The sequence below is a fragment of the Streptococcus mitis genome, assembly GCF_002096835.1.
GTDB lineage: Bacteria > Bacillota > Bacilli > Lactobacillales > Streptococcaceae > Streptococcus > Streptococcus mitis_W.
Window position 1 is genome coordinate 77,470 of record NZ_NCVG01000021.1, and the last position, 17,163, is coordinate 94,632.

At 37.9% G+C, this 17,163-nt stretch carries 13 protein-coding genes; 1 reads left to right on the plus strand and 12 read right to left on the minus strand.

The genetic code is table 11. From position 1 onward, the window contains the following. Window positions 1–235 precede the first annotated feature (235 nt). The 8 genes from B7699_RS04650 to B7699_RS04690 all read right to left on the minus strand — a co-directional run bounded on the left by B7699_RS04650 (window position 236) and on the right by B7699_RS04690 (window position 12,213). Window positions 236–3,328 (minus strand): pneumococcal-type histidine triad protein, encoded by a 3,093-nt coding sequence (locus tag B7699_RS04650; RefSeq protein WP_084927285.1) that lies wholly within the window; start codon window positions 3,326–3,328, stop codon window positions 236–238. Window positions 3,329–3,518: 190 nt separating this feature from the next. Then, window positions 3,519–6,620 carry a pneumococcal-type histidine triad protein gene (locus tag B7699_RS04655; protein WP_084927286.1) on the minus strand — a complete coding sequence of 1,034 codons (3,102 nt, stop codon included), beginning with the start codon at window positions 6,618–6,620 and terminating at the stop codon, window positions 3,519–3,521. Window positions 6,621–6,627: 7 nt separating this feature from the next. Beyond that, window positions 6,628–7,545, minus strand: a complete 918-nt coding sequence (adcAII, locus tag B7699_RS04660; protein WP_049539664.1) for a zinc-binding lipoprotein AdcAII — start codon at window positions 7,543–7,545, stop codon at window positions 6,628–6,630. Between the two features lie 430 nt (window positions 7,546–7,975). Beyond that, window positions 7,976–9,367, minus strand: coding sequence for an APC family permease (locus tag B7699_RS04670; protein WP_001020327.1), 1,392 nt, complete (start codon window positions 9,365–9,367; stop codon window positions 7,976–7,978). A 122-nt stretch (window positions 9,368–9,489) separates the two neighbouring features. Further along, window positions 9,490–10,056: a thiol-disulfide oxidoreductase-associated lipoprotein SdbB gene (sdbB, locus tag B7699_RS04675; RefSeq protein ID WP_084927287.1), complete on the minus strand. Its 567-nt coding sequence runs from the start codon at window positions 10,054–10,056 to the stop codon at window positions 9,490–9,492. 11 nt (window positions 10,057–10,067) lie between these two features. After that, the gene (gene ccdA2 / locus B7699_RS04680) at window positions 10,068–10,775 is read right to left on the minus strand and encodes a thiol-disulfide oxidoreductase-associated membrane protein CcdA2 (protein WP_084927288.1); all 708 of its coding nucleotides are present in this window, start codon (window positions 10,773–10,775) and stop codon (window positions 10,068–10,070) included. A 215-nt stretch (window positions 10,776–10,990) separates the two neighbouring features. Next, window positions 10,991–11,266 carry an HU family DNA-binding protein gene (locus tag B7699_RS04685; RefSeq protein WP_001284640.1) on the minus strand — a complete coding sequence of 92 codons (276 nt, stop codon included), beginning with the start codon at window positions 11,264–11,266 and terminating at the stop codon, window positions 10,991–10,993. A 107-nt stretch (window positions 11,267–11,373) separates the two neighbouring features. Next, on the minus strand, window positions 11,374–12,213 hold the full coding sequence (locus B7699_RS04690; protein ID WP_084927289.1) for a DegV family protein: 840 nt from the start codon (window positions 12,211–12,213) through the stop codon (window positions 11,374–11,376). 140 nt (window positions 12,214–12,353) lie between these two features. Between B7699_RS04690 and B7699_RS04695 the strand changes: the two genes are divergently transcribed. Beyond that, a complete protein-coding gene (locus B7699_RS04695; RefSeq protein ID WP_049501768.1) occupies window positions 12,354–13,202 on the plus strand; it encodes a YitT family protein in 849 nt (282 codons plus the stop codon). A gap of 86 nt (window positions 13,203–13,288) precedes the next feature. Here B7699_RS04695 and B7699_RS04700 read toward each other — a convergent pair whose 3' ends face one another. The 4 genes from B7699_RS04700 to B7699_RS04715 all read right to left on the minus strand — a co-directional run bounded on the left by B7699_RS04700 (window position 13,289) and on the right by B7699_RS04715 (window position 17,161). Continuing rightward, window positions 13,289–14,206, minus strand: a complete 918-nt coding sequence (locus B7699_RS04700; RefSeq protein ID WP_084927290.1) for a bifunctional riboflavin kinase/FAD synthetase — start codon at window positions 14,204–14,206, stop codon at window positions 13,289–13,291. Between the two features lie 257 nt (window positions 14,207–14,463). Next, a complete protein-coding gene (locus B7699_RS04705) occupies window positions 14,464–15,324 on the minus strand; it encodes a methionyl aminopeptidase (protein WP_000631543.1) in 861 nt (286 codons plus the stop codon). A 15-nt stretch (window positions 15,325–15,339) separates the two neighbouring features. Continuing rightward, entirely contained in the window at window positions 15,340–16,617 is a 1,278-nt protein-coding gene (gene spxR, locus B7699_RS04710) for a CBS-HotDog domain-containing transcription factor SpxR (protein ID WP_045606875.1), read from the minus strand. Further along, entirely contained in the window at window positions 16,610–17,161 is a 552-nt protein-coding gene (locus B7699_RS04715) for a GNAT family N-acetyltransferase (protein ID WP_084927291.1), read from the minus strand. Before B7699_RS04715 ends, spxR begins: the two co-directional genes overlap by 8 nt. Window positions 17,162–17,163 lie beyond the last annotated feature (2 nt).

Below are 17,163 nucleotides of genomic sequence, written 5' to 3' on the forward strand. Positions count from 1 at the left end.
TAAACAGTTTTTCTAAACCGGTTATTTAACCATTTAATTAACCAGTAAATAGTTTACCTTTTTTAAGTTTATCTGTCAAGATTTTTAGTGAAAGATAATAAAATTATTACTTTAAGAATCCTTTCTTCATTTTTAATTCAGGAAATTTCACTATTTATTAACAAATAAAAGGACATTATTCTATCCAATAATAGAACAATATCCTTTCAACGAGGTGATTATTAGTCAACATATTCTAAGATTTTATTTGCTTGAGTGTTTTAATATCATAGGTTACTAAATCCCCATTCTTATTATAAAATTGAACACCTTCTGATGAAAAAATAAGGTATTTAGAATCAATTTGAGCAATTTGTACTATTTGATTTATATGATCTTTTAAAGTAGCCTTATCTAATCCATAATCTGGTATATCATCATAATCATCTTCTTTATTTTCTGTATGTGATTTTTCTTCTTCACCAACTTTTTCGACTGAAGGATTGCTGCTAGTCGCATCTGCCTCATTTTGAGATTTATTATCCTTTGGTTGTTCATCAACTTTGTTTGAATCCGTTGCATCTTTCTTTGTTTCCGATTTCTTATCTGAAGAAACTAGGTGTGAATTAGAAGAATCATTTGTTGTTTCTTTTTCTTCACTTCTTTTAGCTATCAACTCTTGAGCTTGTTTCCACTCTTTCTCTGATAAATCAGACTGATTGATATTTCTCAATGAATCACCGCTAGCTTTTGGAATACTGAAAGATTTATCTGCCCAAATATAGGTTCCCTTTGCCAATACATCCTGAGGATCAAAAATGTATCCATCAGGAGTTGCAAACTTGCCCTCTTTAAGTGCTTTCTGAACTTCTTCCGCAGAATGGATAATTTGCCAGTTCTGCATTCCAGGCCGATTTTCAAGAGGGGTTACATTAGCAATAACAGAACCAGCATCATCATGACCTGGTTTTGACCAGACTTCAGGACGCACATCAGGATGCTGCATTACATATTTTATAGTTGCTATTTGCTCACTACTCAACCAAGAATAAGGTACGACGTGAATGTGATCGATATGTGGAATAATGAAGGAACTTCCAGTATCATACGTAGCATTGGCTGCATGCATAGGTAAACTAGATACATCTACAGCTAATCTTGGTTTAATTTCTGTATCTACAACATCATAACGATAATTATCTTTATCTTTAAGCATTAGTTCCTGCTCAGAAAAAGCTATTTGAGTAAGATCGAGTTCTTCACGTGGATAAAAATAATCTTTACCACCTTGATTAATTATATAACCAACTTTGCTATTTCTAGAAACTTTATTAGTTACTTTTTTATAATCAAACTTTGGTCTTTCCTTCTCATCTGAGTGAACTAAAGAAACGATGTCATCTGGATTTTTACCAGTTTCTTGAATCCATTTGGCAACTTCATCCAATTCGAATTGTTCTAATTCACCATATCCCATATAATGGAAATGATCTCCGTGTTTGGCAATAACACCTGATTTATCAACAGAATCGATGGAATCTTTGCTAAATATGTATCCATCACTCGTATCATAAGGTTTACCATCTAAACCTTTTCCATAAGCTTTGATTGGTTGTCCTAAGAACTTATGAACTACTTCTTTTGATACTAAAGGTTTAATATCTTTACCAATTTGATTTAATCCATTTTGCCCTTTTAACGGAATAATTCTAGCAATCTTCTTCTCTAAATCAGACATTTGTGAATAAGGAATAAAGTGATAATGGTCTCCGTGAGGCACTGCGACACCGTTAGTTGTACGTTTGATGATTTGTGCCGGATCAAAGACTAGGCCATCAGATTCCACATGTCGTTCTGATAAAGGTTTGGCATACAATTCACGTAAAAGTGTTGGAATGTCTTCCCCTTGGTCTTGATGATAAGTTGGATTGACAGTCAGATTAGGAGTTTCTGTCAAACTTGGTTGGGCTGGAGTTGTATCATTGCTATTTGGTTTACTTGAGCTTGTAGCAGAATGTGAGCTCTGTTTACCATTCCAATAAGCTTGAGCTGCAGCCAATTCCCCTGCAGACAAATCACTCTTAGGTATATAGTGGAAATGATTGCCGTGCGGTACAACAAAAGCATCACCTGTATCTTCAATCACATCTGTTGGACTAAAGACATACCCATCGTCCGTTGTATAGGCTCCTCCAGTTCCTCGATTCGGCGCCAGCGTATTGAGATTAAAATTTGGTTTAATCGTTGAACTTGGTGTTGAGCTTGTTTTCTCAGGGCTACTTGGTTTCGTATTATCAGCATGACTTTGAACTGGCTGACCGCCAATTGGCAGATTTCGAGCCAATTTTTCTTCCAAAGCAGACATTTGCGAATAAGGAATGAAATGGAAATGATCTCCGTGAGGAACTGCGACCCCATTTGCTGTACGTTTTGTAATCTGTGCTGGGTCAAATACTAATCCATCAGACTCCACATGACGTTGGCTAAGTGGCAAAGCGTACAATTCTTGAAGAAGACTAGCTAAATCCTCACTTTGGCTCTCCGGAGCTGTTGTAGGATTTTGAGGAGCTTCAGATTGACTCGTTCTCACATTAGATCTTGTTTCTCCCCTGCTCGAACGATATTCAACCGTACTTAATCGACTGCCTTTTCCAGATAAGAAGGCTTGGGCAGCAGCTAATTCACTGGCAGACAAATCACTCTTCGGAATATAGTGGAAGTGATTGCCATGAGGAACAATATAAGCATCACCCGTGTCCTCAATGATATCAGATGCATTGAAGATATAACCATCATCCGTTGTATAACGTCCTTGGGCTCTGGCAGCAACTACCGCCTGATCGTTAGAACCGCCTCCATGATTATGACTGTGTTCCTGCTTCTGACGTTTAATCTCTTCTTTTGTCCGAATATTGTCCGCATGGGCCGCATCTTTAAGGTAAACATAGTATTTCCCGTCTACCTTAATGACATAGCCACCCTTGATTTCATTGACAATGTCTGAATCCTTCAACTGATAATTCGGATCTTTCATCAGCAATTCTTCACTGATGATAGCATCATAAGGAACCTTGCCATTATAGTAATGATAATGGTCTCCATGAGAGGTCACATAACCTTGATCAGTAATCTTGATAACAATTTGTTCGGCATTGATTCCCTCTCTCTTACTAACTTCATCTGGTGTCAAGTTCTCTGCCTTTTGACCAGCTTGATCACCATCAATATAAGCAACTCGATTAGAATCTTTCTTAACGTGACCAGCTTGATACCGCCCAAGTTCATAGGAACATACACTTAGGGCAAGGACTGCCACTGAACCTGCTAGATATTTTTTATTGATTTTCATTCTTTCCTCATTTCTTAAATATATTTGATTCTCCACAAAATTATGAACCAGTTAATTAACTAGTTAATAGTTTACTCTTTTTAGTATTGCTTGTCAAGAATTTTTCGTATATACATAATAAAAATGAAAGCCTCTTTATCGAGACTTTCATTTTTCATTAGTTGATTTTTCCTTACTTACAGATGGAGGATTACTTTCTTTTTAACAAAGCAAGTAATTTTTCTGCTTCTGCCATGATACCATTATTATCCATGGTTTGAAGGCTCAAGTTATTTCGTAAACCAGATAGGCTCTCTGTCACATTGTCTTTCAAACTAGCATCCGTTACTTTAGCAAGTAGAGCTTCTACTTCTTTGAGTTTGGCTTCTACTTTTTCGGTTTCTACTTGAGGTACTTCAGCTTCGTCTGTTGTATCTTTAGATACTTCTTCTGTCTCGTCTTCATCAGTGCTCGGTTTATAAAGATTATCTACTGAAGGGGTTGAAGCTGTATGATTTTCTTTTTCATTGGATTCAGAACGGGTTGACTCGTCTGATTCATGATGATTTTCCTTATTTTCATCAGATTTACTGTCTTGGTCTGCCTTATTTTTACGAACATGGTCGCTGGCATTCCCCCAACCATTATCTGAGTGAGGACGTTCTTCAGGATGTTCAACATAATATTTTACAGTCGCAAAGAGATCCTCAAGGCTATAACCCTTAGGTGCTTCATAGAGTCCTTCGTCAAACCAACCAAATTTAATATTATGGTAATGGTCGTAATGAGGTATAATCAAGCTACCATTTTTAACTTCAACAGTATGTTGTAGATTGTAAGGAATATGATCAAGTGGAACCTTCTTAGCTGCTTTCACTTTATTATAAATTGCTTCTACTCCTTTAACCTCAGTATTTCCTGAACCCTGATTCTCTGTTGAAGGAGGTGTCAAACCTTTCTCTTTAGCATAAGCCTGAGCTGCCACTCTTTCAGCTTCAGACAAGCTCTCTTTCTTAATCCAATGACTATGGGTCATATGCGGAGTTACATAAGCATCTCCCTCATCACTGGTAATATCACGAGTGTCAAAGATATAACCATCTTCTGTTGTGTACTTGCCTGCTATTTTCGCTAATTTAATTTCATCGTCTGTATAAGCAATTTGAGCATTTGGTTTGCCAAGTCGCTCTGGATGGGTAATTGGTGCTAGGAATGCCAATAAATCATCTACCAATTTTCCTTTATTAGAAGATTCATCGTTCAAGCGTTCCGCTAATTTGTCTAGGGCTTGGAAATCAGAAACGCGACCTTTATTTTCAGATAAGGCTTTATGAGCCTTGGCCAATAAATTATATACTTTATCATAAAATTCTTGGTCACGAGGAGCGACATTTTCTTTCTTCGCAACTAGGGCATGCGTCTCTTGAGTTTTCTTAGACAAGAGATTTTCAATAGCGTCAATCTTATCCTTAGCCAGGTCTTTAGCTAGAACATAACGACTGACTCCCTTATCCTCGATAATATAACCGTCGCCAACTTTTCTAACAACCTGATTGACATCAAGTTCTGTCGGTTTATTTTCCACTGATGCTAGAGGTTTGGTAGTAGGGGCTGGCTTCAGAGGAGTAACACTTGGCAAGACACTGCCATTTTGCCCTTTTAACGGAATAATTCTAGCAATCTTCTGCTCTAAATCAGACATTTGGGAATAAGGGATAAAGTGATAATGATCTCCATGAGGCACTGCGACACCATTTGCAGTACGTTTGATGATTTGTGCCGGATCAAAGACGAGTCCATCAGATTCTACATGTCGTTCTGATAAAGGTTTGGCATACAATTCACTTAGAAGTGTTGAAATGTCTTCCCCTTGATTTTGATGATAAGTTGGAGTAACAGTCAGATTTGGTGTCTCTATCAAACTTGGTTGGGCTGGTTTAGCATTATCACTACTTGGTTTACTTGAACTTGTAGCAGAATGTGAGCCCTGTTTACCATTCCAATAGGCTTGAGCAGCAGCCAATTCTCCTGCTGACAAATCACTCTTAGGAATATAGTGGAAATGATTTCCATGCGGTACAACAAAAGCGTCACCTGTATCTTCAATCACATCTGTCGGACTAAAGACATACCCATCATCCGTTGTATAAGCTCCTCCAGTTCCTCGATTCGGTGCCGGCGTATTGAGATTAAAGTTTGGTTTAATGGTTGAACTTGGTGTTGAACTTGTTCTCTCAGGACTGCTTGGTTTCGTATTATTAGAATGACTTTGAACTGGCTGACCTCCAATTGGTAGATTTCGAGCCAATTTTTCTTCCAAAGCAGACATTTGCGAATAAGGAATGAAATGGAAATGATCTCCATGAGGAACTGCCACACCATTAGCTGTACGTTTTGTAATCTGTGCTGGGTCAAAGACCAATCCATCAGACTCCACATGACGTTTGCTCAGTGGCAAAGCGTACAATTCTTGAAGAAGACTAGCTAAATCTTCATTTTGACTCTCAGGAGCTGTTGCAGGATCTTGAGGAGTCTCAGATTGACTCGTTCTCACACTAGATCTTGTTTCTCCCCTGCTTGAACGATATTCAACCGTACTTAATTGACCACCTTTTCCAGATAAGAAGGCTTGGGCAGCAGCTAGTTCACTGGCAGACAAATCACTCTTAGGAATATAGTGGAAATGATTGCCATGAGGAACGATATAGGCATCACCCGTGTCCTCAATGATATCAGAGGCATTAAAGATATAACCATCATCCGTTGTATAGCGTCCTTGAGCTCTGGCTGCAACTACTGCCTGATCATTAGAAGCACCCCCGTGATTACTACTATGTTCCTGCTTCTGACGTTTAATCTCTTCTTTTGTACGAATATTGTCCGCATGGGCGGCATCCTTGAGGTAAACATAGTATTTCCCGTCTACCTTAATCACATAACCACCCTTGATTTCATTGACAATGTCTGAATCCTTCAACTGATAATTCGGATCTTTCATCAGCAGTTCTTCACTGATGATAGCGTCAAAAGGAACCTTGCCATTATAGTAATGATAATGATCTCCATGAGAGGTCACATAACCTTGATCCGTAATCTTGATAACAATTTGTTCGGCGTTGATTCCCTCTCTCTTACTGACTTCATCTGGTGTCAAGTTCTCTGCTTTTTGACCAGCCTGATCACCATCTATATAAGCTACTCGATTAGAATCTTTCTTAACTTGACCAGCTTGGTAACGACCAAGTTCATAGGAACAAACACTTAGGGCAAGAACTGCCACTGAACCCGCTACATATTTTTTATTGATTTTCATTCTTTCCTCATTTCAATTCTTCTGCTAAAACACTCATATTTTCTTCAAGATTTTCGAGATAAGTCTTGTCATTTTGTGGGTCTGCCTCTAAAGGATTCAGAGTTTTAAGCCCCACACCTGTTGATTTGACAAGAGTTTCAGCTACTTTTGAAGAAGCATTACTTTCTGTAAAAATCGTCTTAACCTTATAGGTCTTAACAAATTCCTGAATTTCTGTTAGTTGTCTTGGACTTGGTTCTTGTTCAGGAGAGATGCCTGCAATACCAAGTTGATTAAGTCCAAATCGCTTAGCTAGATAAGAAAAGGCTGTATGCTGGGTTACAAATGTTTTCTGACTCGCTTTTTCAAATTTAGGTTGGAATTTCTTAGTCAATTCTTGAGCTTTTTTGATAAAAGCTTGCGCATTTTTTTGATAAGTTTCTTTGTGTTCACTATCAACCTCTGAAAGTTTATCAGCGATAATCTGAGCTTCTTCTCCAGCTTTTTCAGGATCTAGCCAAGTATGAGGGTCATAAAGCGTTTTTTCATCAACTCCATCACCTGCTTCCACATCTTCTAGACCAGGGACACGATCCAAAGTCATTCCCTCTGAAGCCTCTAAAACCTTCACTTTAGATTTTTTTAGATTGGGATCTAAACTTCCTGCCCAAGATTCTAGCGTATGAGAATGGTAAACAAAGACATCTGCATCATAGATGGCCGCGATGTCATTTGCCGAAGGTTCAAAGGAGTGAATCCCACTACTTGACTGAATCATTCGAACATCATTCAAGTCACCAGATACTTCCTTTACCATAGCGTAGATAGGATAGAAACTGGTCACAATTTTCATCCCTTTCCCTGTCTGGCTTTCCTTTTGACCACAAGCCCCTAAACACAAAAGAAAGACACTTAACAATACTAAAAATAAACTTTGTTTTTTCATGGATAACCCCTTAACTATTTAATTAACTGGTAAACATTCTACTCCTAAAAATTTAATCTGTCAAGCTATTTTAAGAAAAAAATTGAAATTTCTTTCACATATAAAAATCTGCTGAGTGTCAACAACTCAACAGATTCTCACTTTATATACTCAATGAAAATCAAAGAGCAAACTAGGAAGCTAGCCGCAGGCTGCTCAAAGCACGACTTTGAGGTTGCAGATAGAACTGACGAAGTCAGCTCAAAACATGTTTTTGAGGTTGTAGATGAAACTGACGAAGTCAGCTCAAAACACTGTTTTGAGGTTGTAGATAGAACTGACGAAGTCAGCTCAAAACACTGTTTTGAGGTTGTAGATAAGACTGACGAAGTCAGTCACATATATACGGCAAGGCGAAGCTGACGTGGTTTGAAGAGATTTTCGAAGAGTATTATTCTTCTATGGTAGAATGCTTATAGCCATAAGTGAAGTAAATAATACTTCCTACTAACAACGCAACTAGGAAAGCAATCCAAGTTTCCATATTATACTGTAACATAAAGGACAAACAAATGATGATTGATAAAATTGGTAATAATGGTACCAGTGGTGTTTTAAATTCTCCAGCTTTGGGCATCCCCTTTTCTCTCCGTAAGCGAATCAAGCCGTAAGCAAGCATAATCAAGTAGGCCAAGGTACAAATGTTTAAGAAGGCTGCGATACTGGCTAGTGGGAACATTCCTGCAGCTACTGCTGAAGCTAGACCTGTCAAGATAGTAGCATTCTTTGGTACCTTGCTAGTCTTCGTTAGTTCTTTAAAGGCGGCAGGCATCAATCCGTCACGCGCTAAACTGTAAATCATACGTGATAGGGCATAGGTCATCGAAATACAAACTGTAATCAAGGTCAAGATAGCCACTAATGACACATAGTTGGCTGCCCAACTAATCCCAACGCTACGAAGAGCAAAGGCAACGGCATCGTCGACATTTAGATGGCTATAATGGACCACACCAGTCAAGACAAGCGTCACCAAGGCATAGAGAATAGTTACGATAGAAAGCGATAAGACAATCCCTCTAGGAATATTTTTTTGAGGAGTCTTGACCTCATCTACAGCCATAGAGATGGATTCGAAGCCTAAAAATCCAAAGAACATTAAGGACGCACCAGCCATAATACCAGTACTAGCACCATAGATTTGTCCAAAACCATAAGGAGCAAAATTGCTCCAATTATCAAGCTTAATATTCCAAATTCCTACTAAAACAAAGAGAGCTAAAGCGGAAAATTTCAAAATAACTAGAATAGAATTAAAGCGTAAGGCTGCTTTAGCATTGAGTAAAACAAGTGAGGTCACCAAGACCAAGACAAGAATAGGCAATAAATCAACGAAGGTCCCTGCTTGAGGATTAAAGGTTCCATTTAAAGCCTGAGGAAGGGCTATCCCGTATTGAGAAAGCAATCCTTTAAAATAAGCTGCCCAACCCGAAGCTACGCCTGATATGGCTGTCATGAACTCCATCATGGTTAACCAACCAGCCAACCAGGCAGGGAATTCTCCTAAAATAGCATAGAGATAACTGTAGGCACCACCTGTAGCGGGTACCCGCGAAGCAAATTCTGCAAAAAAGAGGGCTGATAATCCCACACACAAGGCAGAAATGACTATTGAAATCACTAGTGCTGGACCAGCAAGCGTTGCAGCTGCAGTACCTGTAATTGTAAAGACACCTGTCCCTACCATGGCTCCGATACCCAGCAAAATCAAATCCCATAACTTCAAATGCCTGTGCATCTCCGTTTTATCTAAACTAACATTTTTGGTTCTAAATATATTCATCTTTTTCTCCAAAATAAAATGATGATTCTATTTTACCATAAATATAGGACATTTGTGAATATTTATAAAATAATTTTCTAAAAAAATCTGACTACTCTCTTGTAATCAGATTTTTATCTATTCTAGTTCATTTCTTTAAAAGCTGCTTCTGCATCCGCATTACTGATAACACCAAATTGAATCTTTCCAATCTTGCCTTGACTATCAATCAGGTATTCTGTAGGAATGCTTCGAATTTGATAAGCTTGGAATGTAGTTGCTTTTGTGTCATAAAGAACTGGGATATCTTTATATCCTTGATCTTGGAACCATTGTGGGAATTGCTCGACAGTTTTTTCACCTTGAATACCTGGTGCAATGACACTAAGAATTTCAAAATCACGATCTGGTTTCGCCGCTAATTCCATCAACTCAGGCATACTTTTCTTACATGGACCACACCATGAAGCCCAAAACTTCAAGTAGACTTTTTTACCCTTAAAATCAGATAACTTAACTTCTTTGCCATCCATTGATTGCAAGGTGAAGTCTGGAGCCTCTTTCCCAACAGCAATTTGTTGCACAGGCGTTTGTTGCTGTTGTTTTGGGGCTTGTTGTGGAGCTTGAGTCTTTTTAGTCTCTTCCTCACCACAGGCCATCAATACAACTAGTGACAAGAGGCTTAAGCCAGCAAACATTAGTTTTTTCATCTTTTTCTCCTTTATTCAAAAATTCCAGCTAGAACATTTACTTGTCCTAATAGTAACAAAATTCCCATTAAAATAATGAGCAAACCACCAATTTTCTTCAGTAGCATCATATGACGCTTGAGTTTACTAAAATAAGGCATCACTACGCCTGAAGCTAGAGCCAAGACCAAGAAAGGAATAGCCATCCCCAGAGTGTAAATCAAGGTATAAATCGCTCCTTGCCAAGCGCCATTACCTCCAGAAGCCGCAAGTGCTAAGACAGAACTTAAAACTGGACCAATACAAGGCGTCCAACCAAAGCTAAAAGTAATACCGAGTAAAAAGGCTGACCAATAACGATTGGCTTCTGATTTCTTAAAAGTAAAGCTTTTCTGAACCTCTAATTTCTTAAAATGAAAAATTTCCATCTGGTGAAGGCCTAAAATGATAATAATTGTACCCATTGTATAGCGAAACCAATTTGCATAGAGAATATTACCAAAGTAACCAGCACCAAATCCAAGAATAAAGAAAATGAGAGAAATACCTGCGATAAAGCAAAGTGTTCGAATCAAGCCTGACCAAAGAACCTTTTTCCCAAACAAGGAAAAACTTTTTGCACTTTCCTGATCATCCAATAAGATACCAGTATAGACAGGTAACAGAGGGAAAATGCAAGGGGAAAAGAAGGACAAGATCCCTGCTAAAAAAACGGAGATTGAAAATACTATCGTTTCCAATAAAGAACCAACTTTCTTAATAATTCTAATCCTATTTTACTATAATCAATTTTATTTGTATGATTTCTGCTACGCAAATTGAATTAGCTTGTATTTGAAAGATTTTTTCAGGTACTAGTTCATTCATATTCTGTCCCCAAAAATGCCCCAAAACAACAAAAAAAGCCTACTGACCAAGCTAGAAAGCTTGATCCAATAGGCATTTAAAATTCAAATTATTTAACAGCGTCTTTAAGAGCTTTACCAGCTTTGAATGCTGGTACTTTAGAAGCTGCAATTTTGATTTCTTTACCAGTTTGTGGGTTGCGACCTTTACGTGCAGCACGCTCACGAACTTCAAAGTTACCAAAACCGATCAATTGAACTTTTTCACCAGCTGCAAGGTACTCTGTTACTGCTGCGAATACAGCTTCAACTGCTGCTGCTGAGTCTTTCTTAGTCAATTCTGTAGCTTCTGCTACTTTAGCGATCAAATCTTGTTTGTTTGCCATGTTAACGATTCCTCCAATTTAATTTCTAATTAACAAATATAATCATATCCTAAAATCCCTTTTAGGTCAAGTTAAAAACACTATTTCTTCCCATTTTATTTATTTTTTTAGGAGTGGTAACGTACCAAAATAGCCCAAGCGTTCTCACCCGTGTGAGTTTGAATAATGGAACCCGTTTCCAAAACAGAAATTGGCTTTTCAACATAAGCTTGTAAACTTTCTTTCATCTCTTTTGCCCAATCAGCACTACCAGAATATGAAATTCCAATCTCTGCTACAGAACGTTCAGAGAGAGTTGCTATTAACTCATCTAACCATTTTTTAAAGGTTTTAGCTCCACGACCTTTAACAATTGGCTGCAATTCATGGTCTTTCATTTGCATAACAACACGTATATTGAGAAGTGAACTCAACAATCCAGTTACACGACCAATACGACCACCTTTTACCAAATTTTCCAAAGTTGAAACGCCAATATAGAGTTCTGTGTTGTTTTTAACTGCTTCTACACGAGTTAGAATTTCCTCCATATCTTTGCCTTCTTGAGCTAACTTCGCAGCCTCAACTACCTGGAATTTCAAGGCTTGATCAGTGAAGGAACTATCAATCACCGTCACGTCGGCAGTAGATAAACTAGCACCTTGGCGTGCTGCTTCTACAGTACCTGAAAGGGCATGAGACATATGAATAGCAAGAATCTGGCTACCATCCTTAGATAGTTCTTCAAACACTTCAGCAAAGACACCTACAGGTGGCTGGCTTGTCTTAGGAAGATTTTTAGCTTCTTGCATCAACTGAAGAAATTTACCTTCTTCTTTTAAATCAGCATCAGAATAAACAACATTATCAATCATTACAGATAGTGGAACAACAGTGATATCTAATTGTTTTACTAGTTCTGGTTCAATAGTAACAGATGAATCGGTTACAATCTTAATTTTTGTCATAGTTGCAATCTTTCTATTTTAGGATTCAGATTGGTTTTCTTACTCTTAATTATATCAAAAAAAGATTAAAAATCCTAATGGAGTCATTCAAATTTTCCTTAAAAATTTGATATAATCTACTTATAAGAAAAGAGGTTCCTATGATTAAAAAAATTTATCCCGTTTTAACCATTTTACTAGGTGCTGCTATTTATGCTTTTGGGCTGACTTATTTTGTAGTTCCCCATCATCTCTTTGAAGGAGGGGCGACAGGTATTACCCTCATCACCTTTTATCTTTTTAAAATCCCTGTTTCTCTCATGAACTTGCTGATTAATATTCCCCTTTTCATCCTGGCTTGGAAAATCTTTGGAGCCAAATCCCTCTATTCTAGTTTGCTCGGAACCTTAGCCTTGTCTGCCTGGTTGGCTTTTTTTGAGCGGATTCCCCTTCATATTGATCTTCAAGGTGATTTACTGATTACAGCCCTCATAGCGGGAATTCTATTGGGAATTGGGCTCGGAATTATCTTTAATGCTGGTGGGACAACTGGTGGAACTGATATTGTAGCTCGTATTCTCAATAAATACACTCATATATCTATGGGGAAACTGCTCTTTATCTTAGATTTTTGTATTCTCATGCTCATTCTCCTCATCTTCAAGGATTTGAGATTGGTTTCCTACACGCTCTTATTTGATTTTATCGTTTCTCGTGTTATCGATTTGATTGGCGAAGGCGGCTATGCCGGCAAAGGATTTATGATTATCACAAAACGTCCTGATCAACTTGCTAAGGCGATTAATGATGACCTTGGAAGAGGTGTTACTTTTATCTCAGGTCAAGGTTACTATAGTAAAGAAGATTTAAAAATCATCTACTGTATTGTTGGAAGAAATGAAATTGTGAAAATGAAGGAAATGATTCATCGAATCGATCCTCAAGCCTTTATCACGATCACAGAAGCCCACGAAATACTTGGAGAAGGATTTACCTTTGAAAAAGAATAAAAGAGGTCTTGTAGTGACCTCAAAAGTTAGACTAAATCTTCTATCTTTTGGGGTACAGACAACCTCTTTTTTGTTTACTCAATTTCTTAAGACCAATTCCGAGCTACTTCTTCATCTGCCTTTAACTGGTCCACTAATTGGTCGACTGAGTCAAATTTGGTCATATCTCGAATACGATCAAGCCAATAAACCATAACGGTTTCACCATAAATATCTTGATTAAAATCAAAAATGTTGACTTCAAAACGTGCTTCTTCTCCATCAAAGGTCACATTTTTTCCAACACTAGCCATAGCACGATACTTCTGTCTTTGAATCTCAACATCAACCACATAAACGCCATCTGCCGGCATATAAGTACGGTCTAAAAGCACCAAATTAGCTGTTGGATAACCAATCGTACGACCACGAGCATTACCATGGACAACCATTCCTCTTGATGGAAGCGGTACCCCCAAAAGTTCTCCTGCTTCTTTCACATTTCCGTCTAAAATAGCTTGACGAATACGTGTTGAACTAATCTTTCCTTTCTCATCTTCTACAGGTGGGACGATGATAACTTCTCCATCAAAGTAATCCTTTAAATCTTCTGCCGTTTTTTTGTCAGAACCAAATGTATAATCAAAACCTGCAACAATAATTTTGGCATTCATAGCCTTGATATAGGTTGCAAAAAATTCTTCTGCCGTGAGACTAGCGAATTGGCTACTAAAATCAAGGAGATATAATTCTTCTACACCTTCGCGTTTTAATTTTCTTTCACGTTCAGCAGGATTTAAAATATGTAAAAACAAATCAGGATGATAAGGCTCTAAAGCAATCTTTGGAGATTCATTAAATGTCATAACTACGATAGGCAATAAATCCTTTCTCGCAGCCTTGTTGGCAACACGAAATAATTCTTGATGTCCCTTATGTATACCATCAAAATAGCCAAGAACTACGACTGAATCAGATGGTGTGCCAATATCTTTTTGGTTTTTTATAGGAATAGTAATAATCATAAAATAATTATATCATAGTGATAGCTATTTCTGAACCAGAAAATCTGAAATGTCCTTTTTTTAACCTGAAGTGTAGCAGTTTAGAAGAATTTTGTTTTTGAAATCTTAATAAAGAACAAGAGATTGAATTAAAAATCTTAAAATCAGAAAAACGCATCATATCAGCTACCTAAAACTTGATACAATGCGTTTATTTAAATATGAAACAATCTACTCCATTTTTCAAAATGAACATCCAGCAGCCTTTTTACTTTTTATTAATAAGTTCCTTCTTCACCTTGGCTAGTCAAGATAACAGGTCCATCTTTAGTAATCACGAATTGGTGTTCATATTGACAAGATAAACCACCGTCAATGGTTTTATGCGCCCAACCGGTCTTCATATCAGTATCAATTTCCCAGTCACCTGTATTGATCATTGGTTCAATGGTCAAAACCATTCCTTCACGGAGACGAAGCCCACGACCTGCAATACCATAGTTGGGAACCATTGGCTCTTCGTGCATGGTTGGGCCAACACCATGACCAACCAAATCACGCACTACACCGTAACCACGACTTTCAGCGTATTCTTGAATAGCCGCACCGATATCACCGATACGATTTCCAACAACAGCTTGTTCAATCCCCTTATACATGGCTTCTTTAGTTACATCCATCAGATTTTTCACTTCTTCGGACGGTGTACCAACAGCATAAGCCCAACATGAGTCTGCAAGACCACCAGAATAGCTCTGAGTGTATTTCTTCATTTGCTCAACATTGTTGAAGTTTAATTTTGAGACATTCAGGTCAGATTTAGCAATAGGACCTCCCAAAACCATATCAACTTTGAGCAAATCACCATCTTTCAAGATATAGTGACGAGGGAAAGCATGAGCCACTTCATCATTAAGAGAGCAACAGGTAGCATAAGGATAGTCCATCATTGCACCGTCAACTCCAATCTGAAGCGGAAGGAAATTTTCTTCCTTACAACGACGGCGAACGTATTCTTCAACTTCCCACATATCTACGCCAGGCTTAATCAAATCACGCAAGCCAATATGGATACTTGCTAAAAAATCACCGGCCTTATCCATAGCTTCGATTTCACGAGCTGATTTTAATGTTATCATTTTTTCTCCTAGTTTCTAATTAATTTTAACGGTTACATTTGCTTTTGAAACAATCTGGTGACCATGATAAATATCGTAATCAATAATAGCTGACCGTCTCGTATGATGGATAATACGGGCTTGAATACGCAATATATCATCTATCTGAACAGCCTGCAAAAAGTAAATTAGCATCTGCTCGATAATGAGATTGCGCCCACTATTCACAACTAAATCTTGGGTCATGTGAGTCAAGATTTCTGCCAATACACCATTAGCCAAAACACCATTCTTCTCTAGCATAAAGGGTTCCACTGTAATCACTACTTCATCATGGTGATAAGAAAGTTTTTGACCAATCTGCTCAGAAAAAGTCGGTAGAGCAGAAACTTGGGAACGACTCATCTTCTCCATGACATCTCGTCGTGTTACAACTCCAAGCAAGGTTTGATTATTCCGAACAACCGGTACCATTTCAAAGTCTTCTGCAATCATCCGTTGACTCACATTGGCAATATTTGTCGATAATCCAACCAAAAATAGACTACGAGACATGACCTTATCAATTGTAGTACTTGGTGACTTATCACCAGCATCTCTCATAGTAACAACCCCAACAACGACCTGATGTTGATTAATAACAGGGAAACGGCTGCTACGATTCTTACGTACCAAGTCCAAATAATCTTTGACTGTGTCTGTTTCCCTCAGAAAACCATACTCATGACTTGGGCGATAAAGTTTCTCAACTGTCAGAATATCAGTCTTGATTTGTACATTTGACAGGGCTTTATTGATCATGGTCGCAATGGTAAAAGTATCATTCTTGCTTCTCAGAACAGGAATCCCTTTTTGATTGGCCAGTTTAAGCACATCATCATGAACCTGAAATCCACCTGTAACCAGAACTGCATTTTCATTTTCCAGCGCTAATAATTGAATACGAGTCCGGTCGCCAACAATCAAGAGTCCCCCATCATGAAGGTAAGATAAAATATTTTGCTCAGTCATGGCACCGATTGAAAACTTACTAAATTCTCTCTCTAAACCTTCTTGTCCAGCCAGAACCTCAGAAGAGGTCACTTCAGCAATTTCAGCAAAAGTTAATCTCTCTATAGCAACTTTCTGAGATTTAACACGGATAGTACCACTTCTTGGGCGAGTCTCTACAATTCCACGGTTTTCAGCTTCTTTTATGGCCCGATAGGCCGTTCCATCACTGACTCCTAGATGGTTGGAAATGCTTCGAACACTGACTCTTTTACCAACAGGTAATTCTTCCAAATAACTTAGAATTTCTTGGTGTTTACTCATTAATTTCTCCCTTTACAAAGCGAAACTCAAGATAATCTCGCATTTTCCTTGTATAGCGATCACTTCCTTTAAACTGACGAATCAATCGAAATCCAGACTTAAGAGCAACCTTTTGGCTAGCTTCATTTTCAAGGTGGGTAATGATAGATAATTGTTTTAAACCAAGTTCCTCAAAAGAAAGTTGGCAAAGTTTTTTTACAACTTCAGTCATAAAACCTTGACACCACACATCTTTTCTCAAAAAATAACCAAGTTCTGCTTCTTTTTTAATTTCGTCTAGCTTTTCAAACTTGATTGAACCAATCATTTTTTCAGTTTTCTTGTCACAAATAGCCCATACTCCTAATGGAGATTTCATAAAATAATTGGCCATTGCATATTGGCTTTCTTCCAGACTTGCCTGAGTCGGAAAAATAAATTGGAGATTTTCGGGATTTGAAGCTATCTCATGAAAGTCTTGACTATCACTAAAAAAGAAAGGACGCAAATACAAGCGATCCGTTTCAAAAAAAGAAAACATTGCTAATTTGGTCCAAATATTCATAA